The sequence below is a fragment of the Marinobacter sp. V032 genome (genome assembly GCF_052645435.1).
Genome location: NZ_JBQXYE010000001.1, coordinates 113,927 through 134,959 on the forward strand (window position 1 = coordinate 113,927; position 21,033 = coordinate 134,959).

The 21,033-nt window shown below is 58.5% G+C and carries 17 protein-coding genes; 10 read left to right on the top strand and 7 right to left on the bottom strand.

Features of this window, described 5'->3' with window-relative positions:
- Positions 1-2: 2 nt before the first annotated feature.
- The 3 genes from lysA to ACUN9X_RS00550 form a co-directional block, all read right to left on the bottom strand.
- Positions 3-1,253, bottom strand: coding sequence for a diaminopimelate decarboxylase (gene lysA / locus ACUN9X_RS00540; RefSeq protein WP_445471864.1), 1,251 nt, complete (start codon positions 1,251-1,253; stop codon positions 3-5).
- Between the two features lie 11 nt (positions 1,254-1,264).
- On the bottom strand, positions 1,265-1,435 hold the full coding sequence (gene lptM, locus ACUN9X_RS00545) for an LPS translocon maturation chaperone LptM (protein WP_260036789.1): 171 nt from the start codon (positions 1,433-1,435) through the stop codon (positions 1,265-1,267).
- Positions 1,436-1,552: 117 nt separating this feature from the next.
- Positions 1,553-4,417: a class I adenylate cyclase gene (locus ACUN9X_RS00550; protein WP_445471865.1), complete on the bottom strand. Its 2,865-nt coding sequence runs from the start codon at positions 4,415-4,417 to the stop codon at positions 1,553-1,555.
- Positions 4,418-4,564: 147 nt separating this feature from the next.
- Here ACUN9X_RS00550 and ACUN9X_RS00555 point away from each other — a divergent pair, with 147 nt between their 5' ends.
- Positions 4,565-7,009 (top strand): EAL domain-containing protein, encoded by a 2,445-nt coding sequence (locus ACUN9X_RS00555; RefSeq protein WP_445471866.1) that lies wholly within the window; start codon positions 4,565-4,567, stop codon positions 7,007-7,009.
- Positions 7,010-7,039: 30 nt separating this feature from the next.
- Here the strand turns inward: ACUN9X_RS00555 and argH are convergent, their stop codons facing one another.
- Positions 7,040-8,458, bottom strand: coding sequence for an argininosuccinate lyase (argH, locus tag ACUN9X_RS00560; RefSeq protein ID WP_445471867.1), 1,419 nt, complete (start codon positions 8,456-8,458; stop codon positions 7,040-7,042).
- Positions 8,459-8,592: 134 nt separating this feature from the next.
- Between argH and ACUN9X_RS00565 the strand changes: the two genes are divergently transcribed.
- The 6 genes from ACUN9X_RS00565 (at position 8,593) to ACUN9X_RS00590 (ending at position 14,691) form a co-directional block, all read left to right on the top strand.
- Entirely contained in the window at positions 8,593-9,657 is a 1,065-nt protein-coding gene (locus ACUN9X_RS00565) for a sensor histidine kinase (protein WP_445471868.1), read from the top strand.
- A gap of 43 nt (positions 9,658-9,700) precedes the next feature.
- Entirely contained in the window at positions 9,701-10,441 is a 741-nt protein-coding gene (locus ACUN9X_RS00570) for a LytR/AlgR family response regulator transcription factor (RefSeq protein ID WP_260036794.1), read from the top strand.
- Between the two features lie 101 nt (positions 10,442-10,542).
- Positions 10,543-11,484: a hydroxymethylbilane synthase gene (gene hemC, locus ACUN9X_RS00575; protein ID WP_445471869.1), complete on the top strand. Its 942-nt coding sequence runs from the start codon at positions 10,543-10,545 to the stop codon at positions 11,482-11,484.
- Complete coding sequence (locus tag ACUN9X_RS00580; protein WP_260036797.1) at positions 11,465-12,262, top strand: uroporphyrinogen-III synthase; 798 nt, start codon at positions 11,465-11,467, stop codon at positions 12,260-12,262. The genes hemC and ACUN9X_RS00580 overlap by 20 nt, the downstream gene beginning before the upstream one ends.
- Positions 12,263-12,316: 54 nt before the next feature.
- Positions 12,317-13,456 (top strand): uroporphyrinogen-III C-methyltransferase, encoded by a 1,140-nt coding sequence (locus ACUN9X_RS00585; protein WP_445471870.1) that lies wholly within the window; start codon positions 12,317-12,319, stop codon positions 13,454-13,456.
- Complete coding sequence (locus tag ACUN9X_RS00590) at positions 13,453-14,691, top strand: heme biosynthesis HemY N-terminal domain-containing protein (protein ID WP_445471871.1); 1,239 nt, start codon at positions 13,453-13,455, stop codon at positions 14,689-14,691. The genes ACUN9X_RS00585 and ACUN9X_RS00590 overlap by 4 nt, the downstream gene beginning before the upstream one ends.
- 52 nt (positions 14,692-14,743) lie before the next feature.
- Here the strand turns inward: ACUN9X_RS00590 and ACUN9X_RS00595 are convergent, their stop codons facing one another.
- The 3 genes from ACUN9X_RS00595 to rho all read right to left on the bottom strand — a co-directional run bounded on the left by ACUN9X_RS00595 (position 14,744) and on the right by rho (position 18,622).
- Positions 14,744-15,763 carry a 2Fe-2S iron-sulfur cluster-binding protein gene (locus ACUN9X_RS00595; protein WP_445471872.1) on the bottom strand — a complete coding sequence of 340 codons (1,020 nt, stop codon included), beginning with the start codon at positions 15,761-15,763 and terminating at the stop codon, positions 14,744-14,746.
- Positions 15,753-17,225, bottom strand: coding sequence for a 4-hydroxy-3-polyprenylbenzoate decarboxylase (gene ubiD / locus ACUN9X_RS00600; protein ID WP_445471873.1), 1,473 nt, complete (start codon positions 17,223-17,225; stop codon positions 15,753-15,755). The genes ACUN9X_RS00595 and ubiD overlap by 11 nt, the downstream gene beginning before the upstream one ends.
- Before the next feature lie 134 nt (positions 17,226-17,359).
- A complete protein-coding gene (rho, locus tag ACUN9X_RS00605) occupies positions 17,360-18,622 on the bottom strand; it encodes a transcription termination factor Rho (RefSeq protein ID WP_260036804.1) in 1,263 nt (420 codons plus the stop codon).
- A gap of 348 nt (positions 18,623-18,970) precedes the next feature.
- Here rho and moaB point away from each other — a divergent pair, with 348 nt between their 5' ends.
- The 3 genes from moaB to moaD are packed head-to-tail and all read left to right on the top strand — an operon-like array spanning position 18,971 to position 21,032.
- Positions 18,971-19,543: a molybdenum cofactor biosynthesis protein B gene (moaB, locus tag ACUN9X_RS00610; protein WP_260036806.1), complete on the top strand. Its 573-nt coding sequence runs from the start codon at positions 18,971-18,973 to the stop codon at positions 19,541-19,543.
- Positions 19,540-20,754 (top strand): molybdopterin molybdotransferase MoeA, encoded by a 1,215-nt coding sequence (locus ACUN9X_RS00615; protein ID WP_260036807.1) that lies wholly within the window; start codon positions 19,540-19,542, stop codon positions 20,752-20,754. The genes moaB and ACUN9X_RS00615 overlap by 4 nt, the downstream gene beginning before the upstream one ends.
- Before the next feature lie 2 nt (positions 20,755-20,756).
- A complete protein-coding gene (gene moaD, locus ACUN9X_RS00620) occupies positions 20,757-21,032 on the top strand; it encodes a molybdopterin converting factor subunit 1 (RefSeq protein WP_260036809.1) in 276 nt (91 codons plus the stop codon).
- The last annotated feature ends 1 nt before the right edge of the window (position 21,033 follow it).

Consider the following 21,033-nt stretch of genomic DNA (forward strand, 5'->3'; position numbering starts at 1 on the left):
ACTCACTCTGGCAAACAGGATTCGAGCCGCAACTGGTCATCCAGGGTTTCGCGTTCCCGAACCAGATGCGCTTTTGCGCCATCGACCATGATTTCCGGGGGCCGGTTGCGGGAGTTGTAGTTGGAGCTCATCACAAAACCATAAGCGCCAGCCGAGCGAACCGCCAGCAAATCACCCGGTGCAAGACTCAGTCGACGGTCCTTACCCAGAAAATCACCGGTTTCACAGACCGGACCAACCAGATCGTAAACCTTCTCTTCCACATCATCTCGTGGCGATACAGGCACAATCGCCTGCCAGGCACTGTAGAGAGCGGGCCGGATCAGATCATTCATGGCCGCATCGATGATCGCGAAGTTGCGATGTTCAGTGCACTTGAGGAATTCGACACGGGTCAGCAGAACACCGGCATTGGCCGCAATCGAACGCCCCGGCTCCAGAATGATTTCCAGCTTGCGATCCGCCAGCCGCTCACGCACCTTGATCATGTAATCGGCAGGCGACGGCGGCTTCTCCTGGTCATAGGTCACACCCAGACCACCGCCCATATCCAGATGCCGAATGCAGATGCCGTCTTCCGCAAGCTGATCAACCAGTGCAAGCACCCGCTCCAGCGCGTCCATAAACGGCGCCACCGTGGTCAACTGGGATCCGATATGGCAGTCCACCCCCTGAACATCAAGGTTCGACAAGCTGGCAGCGTGGCCATAGATCCGCCGGGCATCAGCGATATCAATACCAAACTTGTTTTCTTTCAGGCCAGTGGAGATATACGGGTGGGTGCCTGCATCCACGTCCGGATTAACCCGCAAGGACACCGGCGCGGTAACACCCATTGCCGCAGCAACTTCATTCAGCCGATCAAGCTCGGTTTCAGATTCCACGTTGAAACAGCGAACCCCCACCTCCAGGGCGCGGCGCATCTCGTGTTCCTGCTTGCCAACCCCAGAAAATACGATACGATCGGCCCGACCACCGGCGCGCAGCACCCGCTCTAGCTCGCCTACTGATACAATATCAAAGCCGGCACCCAGGCGGGCGAGCACATTCAACACCGCCAGGTTGCTGTTGGCCTTGACGGCATAACAGATCAGGTGGGGGCAATCAGCGAGGGACTCATCATAAGCCCGAAAGTGGCGCTCCAGCGTTGCACGGGAATAGACATAAGCCGGCGTTCCAAACTGGCTGGCGATGTCGCTCAGTGCCACATCTTCGGCGTAAAGCGCGCCGTCGCGGGTATTAAAATGATCCATTCAGATTCCTGTTATTCAGCAGCGCCCTGTTCGTCGGGCTTGTCATTCTCCGGCGCAGCAGCCGGTTGCTCACTTTGGACCGGCGCAGCCTCTGGCTCAGGCGCCTTGAACAACGGTCCTTTCTGGCCACAACCGGCCAGCATCAGCGCGGCAAGGCCTATTATCAGTCGTCGACCCATCATCAGATCAGGCTCCGGCGGTATTGAGGCTGCGGCAAAAACGACAGCGCTCGCCACGCTTTGCAACAGCCTCATTGGATTAGGAGGGCAGTATACCCACTGCGGTTAAACCGTGCGAGATCATCCGGGAGTCTTCAGCGCCGCGTTCAGTTCCGCTTCCAGCGCAATGCGGTAGTGCAGGTACTGGCAGGTTTGCAGATCGTGCTGATATGCCTGCGGGTCAATGTCGTGGGGCAGATAGACATCAGTGAGATAAATAGGATAGTTACCCTGCCCCCGACGCCGGGATGTCACGTAATGGGCCACAGCGCGTGCAAGTTGATCGCCATGATCCAGTTCAGTGAATTCCTGCTCATCACAGAACAGATCAAATCGCAGCGGCTGATCGCCCTCACTGACTCCCACCGCCTGCACCTCAAAGCCATCCAACGGCTGCTCATCGGGCGAGAAAGAGCGGGGTTCAAGGCGCCACTGGCCTCGGGACCGCACCAATTCCATACAGCGAATGGCAAGCTCGCCGCCTGCATCCACCAGCGCACCACGCAGCTGGCGACGCTCTGCCAGGTTCCCCAGAAAGCGAAACACCGGCGCCAGCAAGTGTCGACGATTACTGCAAAGCTGGCGCCAATGGCTCAGGGACCCCCGCTCATCGATCACCCACACTTCAGCGTCAGTATCATTCAACAGGTAGAACACCTGGATATTGTCCGGCTCACTGGCATCACAAATCAGCCGCAAGGCGGCATCTTCTTCCAACGCATGCCGATCCAGCACAATCGGCATGAAAGTGTGCTGGGGTTTCTGCAAATGCTCACGCAACGCCTCTGAAGACTCAAGTGCCACAAAGCCGGGCTCGCCATCAGTAAACTGCAGCACAAAATAGCGCCGGCCCATTTCAATGACATAGCGCAGGGAGTTAGGGCCGCGGCCATTTGCAAAGAAGCGGTTCTGAACGTCATCGAACAAGATCGCCAAGCGACGCTCGATGGATACCGCGTGCCCGAGGCCCGGGCAACAAACGCTCAACTCGGGTTTCAACGCAGGCGCCTTTGCCCGCGCAGCCAGCAGGTTCTTCAAACACTGAATCAGAATATCGCCCACTTCATAGCGATGAACCGAGACCTCGTGCCAGCTGTTGAGCACGACCTGATCGAGCGTCAGCACCAGATTTTCCCGACCTCCACTGAAACCGAGGGAATCGTGTCGGGCGCTCAGTTTATGCAAGCCTTTTTCCGAAAGCGGCGCTTGCGGGTCAACCGCCACGTTGGCGATCAGAACCACACGCAATAGCGAGCTGCCGGCCATCAACGCGTCCCGGGATGCTGGCGCTAATGGCACCGGCAGAGCTGCCTGCAGAGATTCAATCATTGTTCTCAGACCGGCCATAGTCAGCGGGCTGGTGCCGCTGCGGAGATTGAGCCGGGTCGCCCTGGTCAGCAGTCCGTTGCAATGACACCAGACCAGCAACTCAACCAGGCTGGCGCTGCGGCGTATCACGGGTTGCCAGTGCGCATCTGCGGGACTTTCAAGATCGCGATACAGCAACCAGCCCGCTAACTGGGTGGTTCCCGGCTGGGTGGACTGATGATGAAACGACAGGTTCTCTTCTGCCAATGACGGCGCAATGTTGGGGTTTACCAGTTCAACTTTGCCCGCTTTGCGCTGAAACGCCGCGTAAAGTTTGCGCCCCAGCAGGCTCATGTCAGTCGGACGAATCGCCGCACGGACGGCATGACTCCGTGCCATTCGGGACAGGAAGCGATAACTGTGCGTAAGCTCAGCGACAATGGTGCGACGCAGGATCTGCACATCATTGATCCGCCATCGCTCCCGGTCATCCAGTTGCTTTATATCCGCAGATGTCCAGCCCCACTGCTGCGTGAGCTCAGACAGCAAGGCGCCTTGCCAGGACCGGTCGCTTCGTTCAAGGCGGCTCAGCGGTAGCCCGCTTTTGAGGTACAGGCTCTGGCGCACCAGCGCCAGTCGCTCGGGCGTTTGCAGCGACAACAGCCATTGTTCAAGGCGCTGGTAAAGCAGCACATAAGGATCAAGGGCGTTGGTCTCCGTAACACCAGCGTATACCTGCTCCTTGAACACGCGAGATAACAGCGGCTGATCAGCGTCACGGGCGTAACACTCGATCAACAAAAGCTTGAGGATAGACTTCCAGGGCGCATCAATGCCTTTGTAGAGTTGCCAGACACCCGCGCCCAGAAACTCCGCTGACGGCACCCGCGTAACGGCGCCAAAATCGATATACTGATCCGGTCGGATAAAGCGACAATCCTGCAACTGGCGCACCAGCACATCGTATTGTTCTTCCTGATCCGCCGGGATCAGCCACCAGAGCGGATAACAACCCGCCAGATATATCCCTGTGCGATAAAATTCATCGAGCAGCAAATAGTGCTGAGCGCTGCCGCAATTCTCACCATTCACTTCAACATTCTGCCGCCCGGTGCGAAAGTCTTCGGCCGAGAAGACAAACACGTGCAACTCCAGTCCCAGGGTCGCGGCCCAGTCGGATATCGCGGCCGCTTTCTTTTCCAGCTGAGCCACACCCTCCGGCGCGAGATCCGGCCGGTAACAAAGCCAGACGTCAAGGTCGCTGGCCACCGAATGACCGATAGTACCGGGACTTCCCATCAGAAACAGGGCGCTAATATCGGCAAGCCTGCGACCGGATGAGCGCGACCGGAACGACCGGGCCAGTCGCTGCGCCGCATCCAGGGCGGATGGGTCGGGCGTGTAATGGGCAATGCCGTGCGGGCAGGCGTGATCAAGATAGCCGGGGAGCGCCGGATGATTGAGGTGGAACAGCAACGGCAACAGATCGAGCACAACCTGCTGGCGGGTCGCCAACGCCATTCGGGCGCGATCGCAACGGGCCTGATTCACCTTCAGGAACCGGTCGCAAAGGCGCTTCAGGGTTTTGCGATCAATGCCATCGGCAAAGTCGAGCAGGATCGGAAATGCAGAGGCCACGGACGGCGCTATCCTCGAGATTAATCAGTCAAAAGATGACCACAGCAGCGGCTCTAATTCAGTCGTGTCTCGCTGCGGCATTAGCAGTATCATGTTAGCCTCCACTCAAAACCACAACGATAATAACCTACAGGGTGCGGATCCAGCGTGAAGGAATTTTTCATCAGCCGCTATCGTCGCGAGGCATCATCCCCCGAGGAGCGGCGCGCGCTCGTGCGTATCGACGATGCCGGCATCATTACCTATGCCGATACTTACGCCGATCCCGTGCTGGGCTATGACGCCCACGAGCTGACCGGTGTCGCGATTGCATCTCTGGCCGCCACGCCACAAGACAACCCACTGAGCCCAACCCATCGCGAATCGCTCGACAGTGGCGAGCCGATCATGCTGACACTGCGTCATCGTGAAGGCTTCTTCTTTACCGCCCGATTCAGCGTAAGGGTTGATGTTGCGGACGCCGATCAGGTGGCATCAGCTTCCATCTTGCCACGCGGTGAAGAACCTCTCGATCCACGTCTGCTGAAACTGACTGAAAACTCCGGCCAGTTGGGCATCTGGCAGGTGGACACCAAGAGCAACAACATCAGCTGGTCTGACGGCCTTTACAAGCTCTTCGATCTGCGCCCCGGTACCGACATCTCGCCTGAACATGCACTCTTCTACTTTCAGGAACACCAGCATCGGGTGCGCGCGCTGTTTCGTCGCTGCCTGCGCTCCGGCAAGGCATTCAGTCGCGATCTTCATATCCTGACGGCACAACAGCGCCTGCGCCACGTCCGCATGACGGGCCGAGCATTGAAAACAGGCGACAAGATAACCTCTATCGCCGGCACACTGGTTGACCTGTCCGATCGCCTGCAACAGCGCGAGGCCCGCACTGAAATCGAACAGATCCTGCAAGGGGTGCTTGCCGCCTCTGACAATCTGATCATGGCGGTCGCCCCCGACATGCAGATCCTGGCGGTGAACAGCCCGATGGTGCATCAGTTCGAACGCACCTTCAGCCAACGCCCCCGGGTCGGCGACAACCTGACCCGACTACTCGCCGACTTCCCCAATGAACGCCGGTTGGGCCAGCGGTTGTGGGAACGCGCGATGCAGCGCGATCACTTCACCGTGGAAATGCCACTGGCCCGACAGGAACGGGAACTACCGGTTTTTGAAATTCGCTATCAGCGGTTGCGTGATGCCCAGGGCCATACGATCGGCGCCGTCCATATTGCGCAGGACATCACGCACCGGATGCGAACCGGCGATAACCTGAATTACCTGAGCAGTCACGATCCAATGACCGGCCTGCTCAATCGACGCGAACTGCTGCACCGCCTCAACAGAGCGCTTAAAAGCGTTGGCGAGGGCAAGCCCGGCCATGCCCTGCTCTATATCGATCTGGACCATGTCACCCGCTTCAACGAAACCGCGGGCGCCGGTGCCTGCGATCGCTATTTACGGGAACTGGCCGGCATGCTGTCCACACGCGTGCGGCAGCGCGACGCTCTGGCACGCATCTCAGCGGACAAATTCGCGCTGCTGCTGGATCAGTGTTCGGAAGTTGAAGCCCGAAAAATCGCTCGCAACCTGAGTGACAAAATAAGCGGCTTTGTATTTGAGTGGCAGGGCAACTCGTTGCAGACCACGGCCAGCGGCGGCCTGGTGCCATTCGGCAATGGCAGTCGCATTGAAGGGGCTGAGGCCTTGCTGGCACTGTCGGCCGACCTTTGCCAGACCGCCAAGGATGCCGGCCGGAACCGCGTTCATGTACACCGGGACCAAGGCTCAATTCTGCTGGAAAGCGAGGCGCAGGCGTTGCTTGCCCGGCTGAAACAGTATGTCAGCGAAGACCGCATCAACCTGATGTATCAGTCCTTGCGACCGGTCACCAGCGCCACCTGGGGCGAGCACATCGAGATTCTGGCGCGACTGGGCAATGGAGACGAAGAGGGAGGTGTCTGGCTGCCAGACGATTTCCTGCCCATCGCTGAGCGCTTTGATGTGGCCCGCGACATTGATCGCCGGGTCATTCGCAAAACCCTGAGCTGGCTGGCTCAACACAAGCTGCTGGAACCGCGACTGAAACATTGCAGTTTCAACCTGTCGCTGGCCAGCGTGCTCGATGACAGCTTCCCGGCCTTTGTCGGCCAACAGCTGACCGACTCAATGTTCTCCGCCGAACGCTTCTGCTTTGAGATCCGTGAAAGCGACGCGACCCAGTATTCTGACGCCGTGACGGTGTTCTGCGATGCCATGCATGAGGTGGGCTGCCGGGTCGCGCTTGATGGCGCCGGGGCGTCAGTGCAGAGCTATACGCTGGCCGCGCGCTTACCGGTGGACCTGATCAAGCTGGACCGCAGCCTGATGAAGGATCTGGACGAAGACCCGGTACAACAGGTGATGGTCGAAGCACTGCACAGAATTGCCGAAACCGCTGGCAAAACCACGGTGGCCACCTTTATCGAGAATGACGATACGCTGCGACAGGTACGCAAGCTGGGGATTCATTTCGGGCAGGGATTCAGATTATCGATGCCGCAGCCGCTGGAGAATCTCGCACCGGCAACGGTTGAACTGAGCACCGGGAAAATCGGCTAGCCGCCGGGCCCGGTGCTCAATGGTCACAGCTTACTTCACGGCTGTTTTCATAGCCGTCTTCATAGATTGACCGGCTCGCCCGACAGCCGCGCGCACCTGATCCGGCGCGGTGCCGCCCAGATGATCACGCGCCTGAACCGAGCCTTCCAGCGTCAGCACGTCGAAAACGTCAGCCGTGATCACATCCGAGAATACCGCCAGCTCTTCCAGCGTCATGTCAGACAGGTCGCGCTCTTCAGCCACACCGAAGGCCACGGCTTTGCCCACAACTTCGTGCGCGTCACGGAACGGCATGCCTTTCTTGACCAGATAGTCGGCCAGATCCGTTGCGGTGGAGAACCCCCGCTTGGCGGCGATGCGCATATTGTCAGCCTTGGCTTCAATGGCCGGCACCATGTCGGCATATGCCTTGAGGCAGCCTTTAACGGTATCCACCATATCAAACAGTGGCTCCTTGTCTTCCTGGTTGTCCTTGTTGTAAGCCAGCGGCTGGCCTTTCATCAGGGTCAACAGGCTGATCAGGTGACCATTCACCCGGCCGGTCTTGCCGCGCACCAACTCTGGCACATCCGGGTTTTTCTTCTGGGGCATAATGGATGAACCGGTGCAAAAACGGTCTGGCAGATCGATAAAGTCGAACTGGGAAGACGTCCAGAGCACCAATTCTTCACTGAAGCGTGACAGGTGCGTCATCAGCAGCGCGGCAAAACTGCCGAATTCAATCGCGAAGTCGCGGTCACTGACTGAATCCAGCGAGTTCTCTGTAGGCCGGTCAAAACCCAGCAGTTCGGCGGTATAGGCCCGGTCGATCGGATAGGTGGTGCCCGCCAGCGCTGCGGCGCCCAGCGGCATGATGTTGACCCGCTTGCGACAGTCGAGCAGACGTTCAGTGTCACGCACCAGCATTTCGTACCACGCCATCAGGTGATGACCAAAGGTCACCGGCTGCGCGGTCTGCAGATGCGTAAAACCCGGCATGATGGTGTCGGCTTCGCGCTCTGCCAGATCCAGCAGTCCTTGACGCAGGCGCACCAGCTCTTCGTGGATCACGTCGATTTCATCACGCAGATACAGGCGGATGTCCGTGGCAACCTGATCGTTTCGGCTGCGTCCGGTGTGGAGTTTCTTGCCGGTAATGCCAATGCAGTCCGTCAGCCGTGCTTCGATGTTCATGTGCACGTCTTCAAGACTCACCGACCACTGGAATGCGCCGGACTCGATATCCGCCTTGACGCCACGCAGGCCTTCGATAATCTGATCACGCTCGGCATCGGTCAGCACACCGACTTTCGCCAACATGGTCGCATGAGCGATAGATCCCGTAATATCATGGTGATACAGGCGCTGATCAAAGCCTACGGAGGCGGTAAAGCGTTCAACAAATGCATCGGTCGGCTCGCTGAAACGGCCACCCCAGGGTTTTTCGGAGGTCTTGTTCTGGTCAGTCATGGTCTATCTTTCCTGCTAACTGAATGTGTTCCCGCCAAAGGCGGGATACAGGACACGCGCCGCCTATACGGGCGCACACCCCGGATTTTGAAAATTGCCGGGATTGTACCACTGTCTACCCAACAGGTGCCCGGATGTCCCTGACCTCTGCCAAAAAAACCGATCCGGTGGAGGAAAACACGACGACCGATTTCTTCGTACCGGACCTTTGCCGTGTGCGCGCAGTATTCATGTTGCTGATGATCAGCGAGCTGATCGTCGTGCTGCTATCCATTCTGCAGGCGGAATCGGGCTGGATCGACTGGAACTATTTCGGGCTGGTATCGTTATTCGTCCAGTGGACGGTGCTGAGCAGCGCCGCACTGATCTGCAGCATCAGGCACTGGCTGAGCCGTTTCTCAACCACCCAGGTCGTCCTCATCATCACCGCTGTCGTCCTGACCGACGTGCTGGTATTCACTGTGATCGCCGCCCAGCTGCTGCCCATGACCAGCGCTTCTCTTTCGGTCCATATGGTCGGGCGCAACATGCTGGCAGCATTGATTATCACCCTGATGGCCTTGCGCTATTTCTATCTCCAGCATCAATGGCGCTGCCAGAAGCAGGCTGAAATGCAGTCACGGGTTACAGCGCTGCAAGCGAGGATTCATCCGCATTTCCTGTTCAACAGCATGAACACCATCGCCAGCCTGATCGCCAGCCGGCCCGCGCAAGCAGAAGACGCGGTGCTGGATCTGTCGGAACTCTTTCGCGCCAGCCTGCGCACCCAGGATCGCCTGATCACCCTGAAAGAGGAACTGGCGCTCTGCCAGCGCTACCTGGCCATTGAAGCGCTGCGCCTGGGTGATCGTCTGACCCTGACCTGGCAGCTGGATGACGACCTCGGCGCGCAAGCGATTCCGCCACTGACGTTGCAGCCACTGATCGAGAACGCCATCTACCATGGTATCCAACCACGTCCGGAGGGCGGTGAAATCCGGATCGAGACCTATCGTAAGCGCAACGCGGTCTATATCCAGATCCAGAACCCTGAGCCGGACCAGAAACTGGACCGCCACCAGGGCAACCGGATTGCGCTTGCCAACATCCGCGCCCGGCTGGATGCCCTGTTCGACGAGTATGCGGTGCTCAAGCACAGCGTTCACGATGGCCGCTATACTGTTACGCTGCGCCTGCCCTGGCGGACAACCACTCAGTGAGTATGGAACCACCGATACAACAACAGAATTCAGGAATTTCTTTATGCCCCAGCGCATCCTGATTGCAGATGATGAGCCTCTTGCCCGGGAGCGCCTGCAACGCCTGGTTGACTCCATTCCCGACTATGACGTCTGCGGTGAAGCCGCCGATGGCAACCACGTTCTGCAAGCCATCGCAGAATGCGAACCGGATATCGTGCTGCTCGACATTCGCATGCCCGGACTTGATGGCATGGATGTGGCGCGCCAGATCACCCAGCTCAGCCGGCCGCCTGCGGTAATTTTCTGCACGGCTTTCGACCAGTACGCCATCAATGCCTTTGATGTGCAGGCGATCGCTTACCTGCTAAAGCCGGTGCGACTGGAAACACTGACCGACGCACTGGCACGCGCCGGACGAATCAACCGGGTACAGCTGCAGGCACTGGAAGCCGAGCAGCGGCCCCAGCCAGGCAAGCTCGCCGTGCGCACCTATCGCGGCACAGTGCTGATCGACGTCAGCAGCATTCGTAGCTGTGAAGCTGATCAGAAGTGCGTAACTCTGCGCCACAGCAACGGCGAAACCGTCACCGATCACACGCTCAAAGAGCTGGAAAGCAGCTTCCCTGAAGCGCTGATTCGGATTCACCGCCACACACTGGTCGGCAAACGCTTTATCGAGGCCATGACCCGCACCCCGGCTGGCCAATACCAGATTCAGCTCAACGATGGCTCGGCATCGCTGCAGGTCAGCCGCCGTCACGCTGGCGCCGTCCGGGAATGGTTGCAGCAACAGGGCCGCTAGCCCCGCTTCAAGCAGACAAAACAACACGGTCAACCACGACATTTGAAGCCATTCGCGTTAGGCTATCGGCTTCATCCAACGAGTAGTGAACAGCATCCATCATGTCCAAACGTACGCTGCGCATTGCAACCCGCAATAGTGCCCTGGCCCTCTGGCAAGCCGAATTCATCAAAGCGGAGCTTGAGCGTCTGCACGACCACATCACTGTGGAGCTGCTCGGCATCAAAACCCAGGGCGACAAAATACTCGACGTCCCGCTGGCCAAGATTGGCGGTAAGGGTCTGTTCGTCAAAGAACTCGAGGAAGCCATGCTCGACGGCCGGGCTGACCTGGCCGTGCACTCCATGAAAGATGTGCCGATGACCTTTCCGGACGGCCTCGATCTGGTCGCCATCTGCGAGCGGGAAGATCCCACTGACGCATTCGTCAGCAATCATTTCGATAATGTCGATGCACTGCCCCAGGGCGCTATCGTCGGCACCGCCAGTATGCGGCGTGAGTCCCAGCTGCGGGCCTACCGCCCTGATCTGGAGATCCGCACACTCAGAGGCAACGTCAACACCCGGTTGGCAAAACTGGATGCCGGTGACTATGACGCGATCGTACTGGCCAGCTCAGGCCTCAAGCGCCTCGGCTTTCATGACCGTATCCGCTACGCATTGCCGGACACCGTCTCCCTGCCTTCGGTAGGCCAGGGCGCGCTCGGCATTGAATGTCGCACCGACGACGCCGATCTTATTGCGCTGCTCCAGCCGCTAAACCATCAGGATTCGTCCGACCGGGTCCGCGCCGAGCGGGCACTGAACCGCAGACTCGAAGGCGGTTGCCAGGTGCCGATTGCGGCCTATGCCCTGCTTGAAGACGACGACACGATCTGGCTGCGCGGCCTGGTCGGTTCAGTGGATGGCACCGAAATCTATCGCGTAGAAGGTCGCGCCCCCCGGATTGAGGGTGAACGCCTGGGCACCGAACTCGCCGAAGATCTGCTGTCGTTAGGTGCCAATCGCATTCTGGCTGACATCTATGGCTTCGACGTCAAGTAACGCAACGCTTGCGGGGATGCGTATTCTCATCTGCCGCCCCCAGCCGGATGCCGATCGTGTCGCTCTGGCACTGCAGGCAGCAGGAGCAGAAACCCACTGCCTGCCGATGCTGACTCTGGCACCGACACCCGATACACCGGAGCGCCGCAGCCGGATTCAGGAGCTGGCGGAGTACCAGCACGTTATCGCCGTCAGCCCCGGCGCCGCCCGTGCGTTTCTGGAATATGCCGATGACTGGTGGCCGCAGTGGCCAGTCGGACTACACTGGTATGGAGTAGGAAGCGGTACAGCCGAGATTCTGCGCCATGCAGGACTGACGGTTACGACGCCAGCCAACGGCTACACCAGCGAGCACTTGCTGTCAGTGCCGGCACTGGCAGCACCCGCCGGCGAACGCGTGCTGATTGCAAAAGGGGCGGGAGGTCGGGAGCTGCTGGGTCGCACGTTGCGGGAACGTGGCGCACGGGTGGATGACATGGTGCTGTATCAACGCACCTGCCCCGAGCATGATGCTGCCACCATGACCGCAGCGCTGACAGACTTTGATCCGCACGCCATTATTGTGCTGTCCGCAGAAACATTGAACAATCTGATTGCACTGGGTAAGAATACCGATAAGCAACTGATGCAACGCACATTAGTGGTCCCTGTACCCCAGGTGGCCGAACAGGCCCGAAAAGCGGGGTTTGCCCGGGCCCTGGTGCCGGATCAGCTCACGCCCGAAGGGCTTACCCAATGCCTGACAGCATTACCTTCCGGAACTCAGCACACATACTGACGTCCGTTCGGCGGGTATATTGATCACAACTGGAATTCCGTTAACTGAGTAAGGATGCCTGTGACTGACTCTACAACAAACCTGCCAGCCCCGGTGCCGCCGCAAACCCAGCAGCCCCGACGCCTCTGGCCTCTGTGGCTTATTGCTGTGTTCGCGCTGGTTGCGGTCATTCTGCTCGGCCTTTGGGCAGGCTATCAATGGCAACAGCAACAGGCGATCAACAAGAGCATCGCCTACCTGGAATCCGCCACAGACAAGCTTGACCGAACCTATAGCCAAACCGGTGGCCAGCTGAACAGTCAGATGCAGGCGATCCGCGCCGAAATTGGCGCCCAGCAAACGCTGACATCCGAGCATGGCCGCCAGATTGACCACAACGCGCGCGCCCTGCTGGAAGCCGGCAACCGAACCCGGACCGACTGGTTGCTCGCGGAGGCGGAGTATCTGCTGCGCATTGGCAACCAGCGCCTGCAAATCGAACAGGATTATCGCGGCGCACTCTCGGCATTGCAGGCAGCTGATACGGTACTGAAAGAGACTGAAGACGCCGGAGTCTATCCGATCCGCAAGCAGGTCGCCCGGGAAGTTCTCGCACTGAAGAGCATTGAAGATGTCGATCGCACCGGCCTGTACCTGCAACTCGAAGCCGCCATCGACGTTGTCGGCAACCTGACCGATCGGGCGCTGTCAATTGAAGCCAGCACGGCCTTCACACAACAACTGGAACAGGATCCGGAGCAGCTCAAGGAACGCGGCGCACTGGCCGTCGGCTGGGCGGTGATCAAGGAAACCCTGAGCAAAGCGATTTCGATACGCCGCCTGGATGAGCCGGTCAAACCCCTGCTATCACCGGACCAGAGCGCTTACGCCCGGCTGAATATGCGTCTGATGCTCGAAGAAGCCGAAATGGCGGTCTTGCGGGGGAACCAAACGCTGTACGAACGCGCACTGCTCAAGGCAGACGGCTGGCTTGCGAGCTGGTACGACAGCAGCCACTCGGCTGTTGTTGCCCTGCGCGAAGATATTGGTGAGCTGAGCAAAAAGAACATCAACCCCGAGCTGCCGGATATCAGCAGTTCACTGAACTTGCTCAAAGCCCGCATGGAAGGTCGCCTCAATGCAACGACCGGCGAAGCCAAAGACAAACAGAATAACGCGGCGCCTGACGACGCCGAGGCAGGCGACGCCTCATGAGACGCCTATTCCTGCTACTACTGGGCGCACTGCTGATAGGTGCGCTGTTAAGCCTAGGCTTTCAGTATGACACCGGCTACATTCGGATCAGCCTTGGCAACTACCTGATTGAGACCAATTTCTGGATCGGCGTATTGTTGATTCTGGTGGTAATACTGGCGCTGCAGTTCACGTTGTCTATGATACGCCGCCTTCGCAGTGGATCCGGCATCGTCAGCACCTGGCTGAATCAAAGCGCCGAGCGACGCGCCCGTCGCCGCACCACGCAGGGGCTGCTGGCGCTGGCGGAAGGCAACTGGCCGCGAGCCCGCAAATTGCTGCAGGCATCAGCCCACAATGCCGATACGCCGCTGATCAACTACCTCGCTGCCGCACAGGCGGCCTTCGAGTGTGGCGATTATGACGCGGTTGACGACCTGCTCCGCAAGGCATTTGAAAGCACCCCGGGATCTGATCTTGCGGTGGGCATCACTCAGGCTCAGCTGCAGCTGGCGGGCGACAGGCTGGAACAATGCCTCGCTACCCTGCTGCGACTGCGCAAGCAGTCACCTCATCACCCTTTCATTTTAAAGCTACTGAAGACGGTCTATCTGCGCCTGGAAGACTGGCGCGAGCTGGCGGCTCTGCTGCCGGAGCTGCGCAAGCGGGACCTGATTGAAGCCACCGAGCTTCACCAGCTTGAGCGGGAAACCTGGCACAACCTGTTGCAGCGGGCAGCCGACGACATCCGCAAGCAAGGGCAGAGCGAACCGCAATCGCTTACGCCGCTGACCCGCCTGTGGGATGAGCTGCCGGGTTCAATGCGCAAAGATGAAATTACGATCTACGAGTACGCCCGACACCTGTCGGAACTCGGCGATGACGCACAGGCTGAAACCCTGTTACGGAAGGTACTGAAGAATCACTGGAGTGACGACCTGATCAACCTCTACGGTCGCATCAAGGGCACCGAACCTGACGAGCAACTGCTCGCAGCCGAGCGCTGGCTTCAGGATCGCCCCAACAACGCGGAACTGCTGCTCGCCCTGGGCCGTTTAAGTCTTCGAAATGAGCTGTGGGGTAAAGCCAAAGAGTACTTCGAGACCAGCCTGCGCCTGAAACGCAGTCGTGAAACCATGGCCGAGCTGGGTCGTTTGAATGCCTATTTTGGTGACGAACAGGCCAGTAGCCGGCTGTTGATCCAGAGCCTGCTCAAGGACAGTGGCCTGCCCGACCTGCCGATGCCGAAAGCATGACCCTGACACAAACAGGTAGCCGACAAATGTCAGCTACCTGTTTGTGCATCATCTACCCCCTCGGGGCATACTCCAGAACGTCAGAGTGAAATACCTGCTGTGGCATACCGGCTTCAGCCAGTGCGTCCATCAGGGTGTAGACCATCGGCGGTGAGCCACTGGCGATAACATTAACCGCCGCCCAGTCGTGACCGCCCGCAAGAACAGCGCGCACCAACTGATCGTGATGCCCGCTCCAGTCATTATCCTCATCGTCGCCCACAACCGGCACAAACGAAAACCGATCACTGGCATCGTGCCACTGCTGGGCCATGGAGCGAAGGTACATATCCTCATGCCGACGCACCCCCCAATAGAGCCAGACAGGCTGATGACAACCGGAGGCGTTCAGATAATCGACGATACTCTTCATCTGGGCAAAGCCGGTGCCGGCCGCCACCAGAATCAATGGCGCTTGCGGGACGGACGCCAGACAGGCCTGACCGTGCGGCACTTCCAGCATAACCTGCCCCTCGTCACGCAGGACTTCGATGATCCGCTGCGCCGACTCCCAGTTAGCTGCAGCCTGGACGTGCAGCTCAAGCGCATCCTGCTCCGGACTGCTGGCAATCGAAAAGTAGGCAGGCGGAGCATCTGGCAGCAGAACCGACAGATACTGGCCCGCATGAAAAGACAGCTCGCGCCGCCGGGGCAGTTGCAGCGTCACGCGATGAACGTCATGACTCAGCGGCGTGATATCCGAGACCTTCGCCAGTAACTGCTGTGGTACGTGCTTACCTGATGCCATAACGGCTTTTATCTCCAACTCGACAGGCCCGCACGGCTGGCATCGGCACAGCATAATCGTCGCGGGCGAACATTCAGTTTTACCGGAGCGGGTATTGAACACATTGCCTCCGGTCAGCTGCGCTTCGCACAACTCACAAACACCATTGCGGCACGCCCAGCGCACCGCGACGCCAGCCCTGCGGGCAGCCGTCAGTAAATCCTCATCCGGATTGGCCTCAAAGCGGATATCCGCCGGTGTGATGCAAACACTTACCGGCGAAATGGGGGCATCATCAGGGCTCATCAATACCGAGACTGGACCAGATCTCGTCAACACGTTGCTTGACGGCCGGATCCATGGTGATCGGCGCGCCCCACTCGCGGTCGGTTTCGCCAGGCCATTTGCTGGTTGCATCCATCCCCATTTTGGAGCCGAGGCCGGCAACCGGCGAGGCGAAATCCAGGTAATCTATCGGCGTGTTTTCCACCAGCGTTGTGTCCCTGGCGGGATCCATGCGCGTGGTGATCGCCCAGATCACATCATTCCAGTCCCGGGCATTCACATCGTCGTCCGTTACGATCACGAACTTGGTGTACATGAACTGGCGCAGAAAAGACCATACGCCCATCATCACCCGCTTGGCATGGCCGGGGTACTGTTTGCGCATGGTCACCACTGCCATGCGATAGGAACATCCTTCCGGCGGCAGATAGAAATCCACAATTTCCGGAAACTGCTTTTGCAGAATCGGAATAAACACTTCGTTGAGCGCCAACCCTAAAACGGCGGGCTCATCGGGTGGACGGCCGGTATAGGTGCTGTGATAAATCGGATTCTTGCGATGCGTGATGCGCTCGACCGTAAAGACCGGGAACGACTCGACCTCATTGTAATAGCCGGTGTGGTCGCCAAAGGGGCCTTCGGGGGCCATGTCGTCCGGATAAATAAAGCCTTCGAGCACAATCTCGGCGCTGGCAGGCACCTGCAATTCAGATAGCCCGGCTTTCACCAGTTCGGTGCGACTCCCTCGCAACAAGCCGGCAAAGGCATATTCCGACAAACTGTCCGGCACTGGCGTCACCGCTCCCAGAATCGTCGCAGGGTCAGCACCCAACGCCACCGCTATCGGGAAAGGCTCTCCAGGATGTGCCTTCTGCCACTCCAGAAAATCCAATGCACCGCCCCGGTGACTCAACCAGCGCATGATCAAGCGGTTTCGGCCAATCACCTGCTGGCGGTATATGCCCAGATTCTGGCGCTCTTTATGGGGGCCCCTGGTAATTACCAGTGGCCAGGTAATCAACGGGCCTGCATCACCCGGCCAGCAATGCTGAACAGGAATCACTGACAGGTCCACGTCATCCTTCTCGATGACCACGTCCTGACAGGGTGCCGATCGCCGGACCTTTGGGCCCATTTGCATCACCTGCCGGAAAATCGGCAGTTTCTCCCAGGCGTCCTTGAATCCTTTCGGCGGATCAGGCTCTTTCAGAAAAGCGAGCAGCTTGCCCACTTCCCTCAGACTCGCGACATCCTCCTGCCCCATCCCCAGTGCAACGCGTCTTGGCGTGCCAAACAGGTTTGCCAGTACCGGCATGGCATAGCCTTTGGGGTTTTCGAACAGCAACGCAGGCCCACCCGCTCGCAATGTACGGTCACAGATTTCCGTCATTTCCAGATGAGGATCAACTTCGGCGGTGATGCGCTTCAGTTCGCCCAGCTTTTCCAGCTGTTCGATAAAATCACGGAGATCGTGGTAATTCATGACAGGTTCCCGGGTCTGGAGCGAGGGACAGGTTTACGGAAAGGCAAAAAATACAGACCACAATGATGATCAGTGCAGCCTTCTAAGCAAAAAATCCCCCGCCGCTTGGTACGGTCGGGGGATCATTCAGACGATCAACGCTTCTTCATGGACAGGAAGAATTCATCATTGGTCTTGGTATCACGCAGCTTGTCCAACAGGAACTCAAGCGCGGCACCATCATCGTCCATGGAGTGCAGAAGCTTGCGCAAAATCCAGACGCGCTGAATATCAGCTTCTGCCATCAGCAGGTCTTCCCGGCGCGTGCCGGAACGGCGGATATTGATCGCCGGGTAAACGCGCTTCTCGGCAATACGGCGATCCAGATGAACCTCCATGTTACCGGTACCCTTGAACTCCTCGTAGATGACTTCATCCATCTTGGAGCCGGTATCGACCAGCGCGGTTGCGAGGATGGTCAGACTGCCACCTTCCTCAACATTCCGGGCCGCACCGAAAAAGCGCTTGGGCTTTTCAAGGGCGTGGGCGTCAACACCACCGGTCAGTACCTTGCCGGAGGAAGGGATCACCGTGTTGTAAGCGCGGGCCAGACGGGTAATGGAATCCAGCAGGATCACCACGTCCTTTTTGTGCTCTACCAGGCGCTTGGCTTTTTCGATCACCATTTCGGCAACCTGCACGTGACGGGCCGGCGGCTCGTCAAAGGTCGAAGCGATAACCTCGCCGCGCACAGTGCGCTGCATTTCGGTTACTTCTTCTGGCCGCTCGTCAATCAACAGCACCATCACATGGCATTCCGGACTGTTCCGGGTGATCGCCTGTGCGATGTTCTGCATCAGCAGTGTTTTACCAGCCTTCGGCGGCGATACGATCAGACCACGCTGACCTTTACCAATCGGCGCGACCAGATCCAGAACCCGCGAAGACAGATCTTCAGTACTGCCGTTACCGATTTCCAGCGTCAGGCGCTCGTCCGGGAACAGCGGAGTCAGGTTTTCAAACAGGATCTTGTTGCGGGCATCTTCAGGCTTGTCAAAGTTAATCTCGTTAACCTTGAGTAGCGCGAAGTAACGCTCACCATCTTTGGGAGGGCGAATCTTGCCTGCAACAGTATCGCCCGTTCGCAGGGTGAATCGCCTGATCTGGCTGGGCGAGACGTAAATATCGTCTGGGCCTGCCAGGTAAGACGCATCCGCGGAACGGAGGAAGCCGAAGCCGTCCTGGAGGATTTCCAGCACGCCATCACCGTAAATGTCTTCACCGCTCTTCGCGTGTTTTTTGAGGATGGAGAAAATAACATCCTGCTTGCGTGAGCGGGCGAGGTTTTCGAGTCCCATCTGCTGAGCAATATCGAGCAGTTCTGGAACGGGTTTCTGCTTGAGTTCAGTAAGATTCATATTTTGTTTGGCGATTCGGAATGGAAAATCAATCAGGTTTGCGAAGACAGGAGAAAACCCCTGAACGTATAACGTGATGCTTTTAAAATCGGGACAGATACCGTGTGGCGGGCGCCAATACGGCTGATCTAAATGGAAGCGTTATTAAACGTGCCGGCCATTATAACAACTAAAATGACCATTACCACCCCTTCCAAAATTGCGGTGACAACAGGATACTGGTTAGCACGAGTTACGGTATAGCGTGTTTTTCACCCACTAGCAAGCACACTTTTTGGTGCATTCGTTCAAATTTCGAATGCGCATTCCTGTTTTAACCGCCTGTTTAACCGGAGCAACACCTGCCTCATGACCGCATCAAGTACCCTGACGCCACTGAATATCGCGATTCTGACAGTCTCTGACACCCGTGGCCCTGACCAGGATAGCTCCGGCCAATACCTGACCGATCAGGCCAATCTTGACGGACACCGGGTCATTGAGAGACGCCTGCTACCTGACGATATCTATCTGGTACGCGCACTGGTTGCCCGCTGGATTGCCGATCCCGGGATACAGGCAGTGGTCATCACCGGTGGCACCGGATTTCACGAACGCGACAGCACGCCGGAAGCCGTGCGCCCGCTATTCGACAAAACCATCGATGGTTTCGGCGAGGAGTTCCGACGTCTGTCGGCTGAAGACATCGGCTCTTCAACCATCCAGTCACGGGCTTTCGGCGGCCTCTCGAATCACACCGTCATCTTTTGCCTCCCCGGATCAACCGGGGCCTGCAAGACCGGCTGGGACGGCATACTCTGCTACCAACTGGACAGCCGTCACCGGCCCTGCAATTTCTCGGCTCTGGTTAGCCGCAAGCCGGACAAGCCGATGGCCCAACTGGACGCGCCTCTCGAAACCGGTCTGAGCACGCAGTCATGACTCCTCTGGCAAACCTGACATCGCTGGACGAGGCATTACCTCGCATTCTGGAACAGGTCAGCAGCGTTGAAGAAACCGAGGTGCGCACCCTCACCAGCGCACTCGGCTGCATTCTGGCGCAGGACGCCGAGGCATCCATCAATGTCCCGCCAACGGACAACAGCGCCGTCGACGGTTATGCGATCCGTATAGCGGATCTTGGCGGCGCACCAATCCCGGTCAGTCAGCGCATTCCGGCCGGCGAAGCGCCCCCGCCCCTGTTACCCGGAACAGCGGCGCGCATTTTTACCGGCGCCAGCATTCCCGAAGGTGCCGACGCTGTGTTGATGCAGGAATACGTTGACGCATCGGATGCAGGCATCAGCACCAAACGCCCGGTCGAGAGTCGCCAGAACATCCGCCCTCAGGGCCAGGACATTTGCGCCGGCGACATTGCGCTGCATTCCGGCATTCGGTTGCGAGCGCAGGAACTTGGATTACTCGCGTCACTGGGCATTGACCGCGTGCACGTCAGGCGTCCCATGAGAGTCGCGATTCTGACGACTGGCGACGAGCTTATCGACCCGGGCCTACCGCCCGCTCCGGGCAAGATATTCAACACCAACCGCTACACCCTGCACGGCTTGCTGCACGCCATGGGTTGCGTCGTTATCGACCCCGGCACCATCGCCGACACGCGGGAAGCCACAGAACAGGCACTTGCTGCAGCGGCAGAAACGGCTGACCTGGTGATTACCAGCGGTGGTGTATCAGTAGGCGAAGAAGATCACGTGCGCACCTCGCTTGAGGCCATCGGCCAGGTCGCACTTTGGCGGCTCGCGCTGAAGCCAGGCAAGCCTCTGGCCTTTGGCCGCATCGGCACAACACCGATATTGGGTTTGCCCGGCAATCCGGCCGCCGTGCTGGTGACATTCCTGATGATTGGCGCACCGGTTATTCGCAGGCTTCAGGGGCTGAATGCGGCCACCGTCAAACCGGTTTATTTACCTGCCGGCTTTGCCATAACACGTAGTTCGCCGCGCAGGGAGTTCATCCGTGTTCAGCAGGTCAACGAAGCGGACACCACGACGCTGCGCCCTCACCCGAACCAGAGCTCCGGCATGCTAAGCTCTGCCTGCTGGGCAGATGGCCTGGCGATGATCCCGGAAAACACGACGATCACGCCCCGCACACCAGTGGCCTTCTATTCATTTAGCACCCTGACGAGCTAGCCATGGCAAACGACAACACTGCAACCATTAGCATTACAGTGCGCTTCTTCGCCCGCCTGCGAGAGCAGCTTGCCACCGAATCACTATCGCTCAGCCTGCCTTCTGCCAGCCGGGTCAGCGACCTGATTGATACGCTCGCCGCAAAAGGTGATCAGTGGTCTGAGTTGAAAGGCTCGGCGCAGGTGATGATTGCGGTCAACCAGACAATGGCACGCGCCAGCCATCCGCTTGTTGATGGCGATGAGGTCGCGCTTTTTCCGCCAGTAACCGGAGGTTGAT

What these genes read in the sequence shown, in the direction of transcription:
- ACUN9X_RS00570 (WP_260036794.1), top strand. Translation starts at nt 9,701, where the DNA reads ATGCCCCAGCGCATCCTGATTGCAGATGATGAGCCTCTTGCCCGGGAG.
- rho (WP_260036804.1), bottom strand. Translation starts at nt 18,622, where the DNA reads ATGAATCTTACTGAACTCAAGCAGAAACCCGTTCCAGAACTGCTCGAT.
- moaD (WP_260036809.1), top strand. Translation starts at nt 20,757, where the DNA reads ATGGCAAACGACAACACTGCAACCATTAGCATTACAGTGCGCTTCTTC.
- lysA (WP_445471864.1), bottom strand. Translation starts at nt 1,253, where the DNA reads ATGGATCATTTTAATACCCGCGACGGCGCGCTTTACGCCGAAGATGTG.
- argH (WP_445471867.1), bottom strand. Translation starts at nt 8,458, where the DNA reads ATGACTGACCAGAACAAGACCTCCGAAAAACCCTGGGGTGGCCGTTTC.
- ACUN9X_RS00615 (WP_260036807.1), top strand. Translation starts at nt 19,540, where the DNA reads ATGACTCCTCTGGCAAACCTGACATCGCTGGACGAGGCATTACCTCGC.
- hemC (WP_445471869.1), top strand. Translation starts at nt 10,543, where the DNA reads ATGTCCAAACGTACGCTGCGCATTGCAACCCGCAATAGTGCCCTGGCC.
- ACUN9X_RS00595 (WP_445471872.1), bottom strand. Translation starts at nt 15,763, where the DNA reads ATGAGCCCTGATGATGCCCCCATTTCGCCGGTAAGTGTTTGCATCACA.
- ACUN9X_RS00580 (WP_260036797.1), top strand. Translation starts at nt 11,465, where the DNA reads ATGGCTTCGACGTCAAGTAACGCAACGCTTGCGGGGATGCGTATTCTC.
- moaB (WP_260036806.1), top strand. Translation starts at nt 18,971, where the DNA reads ATGACCGCATCAAGTACCCTGACGCCACTGAATATCGCGATTCTGACA.
- ACUN9X_RS00590 (WP_445471871.1), top strand. Translation starts at nt 13,453, where the DNA reads ATGAGACGCCTATTCCTGCTACTACTGGGCGCACTGCTGATAGGTGCG.
- ACUN9X_RS00585 (WP_445471870.1), top strand. Translation starts at nt 12,317, where the DNA reads ATGCCTGTGACTGACTCTACAACAAACCTGCCAGCCCCGGTGCCGCCG.
- ubiD (WP_445471873.1), bottom strand. Translation starts at nt 17,225, where the DNA reads ATGAATTACCACGATCTCCGTGATTTTATCGAACAGCTGGAAAAGCTG.
- lptM (WP_260036789.1), bottom strand. Translation starts at nt 1,435, where the DNA reads ATGATGGGTCGACGACTGATAATAGGCCTTGCCGCGCTGATGCTGGCC.
- ACUN9X_RS00565 (WP_445471868.1), top strand. Translation starts at nt 8,593, where the DNA reads ATGTCCCTGACCTCTGCCAAAAAAACCGATCCGGTGGAGGAAAACACG.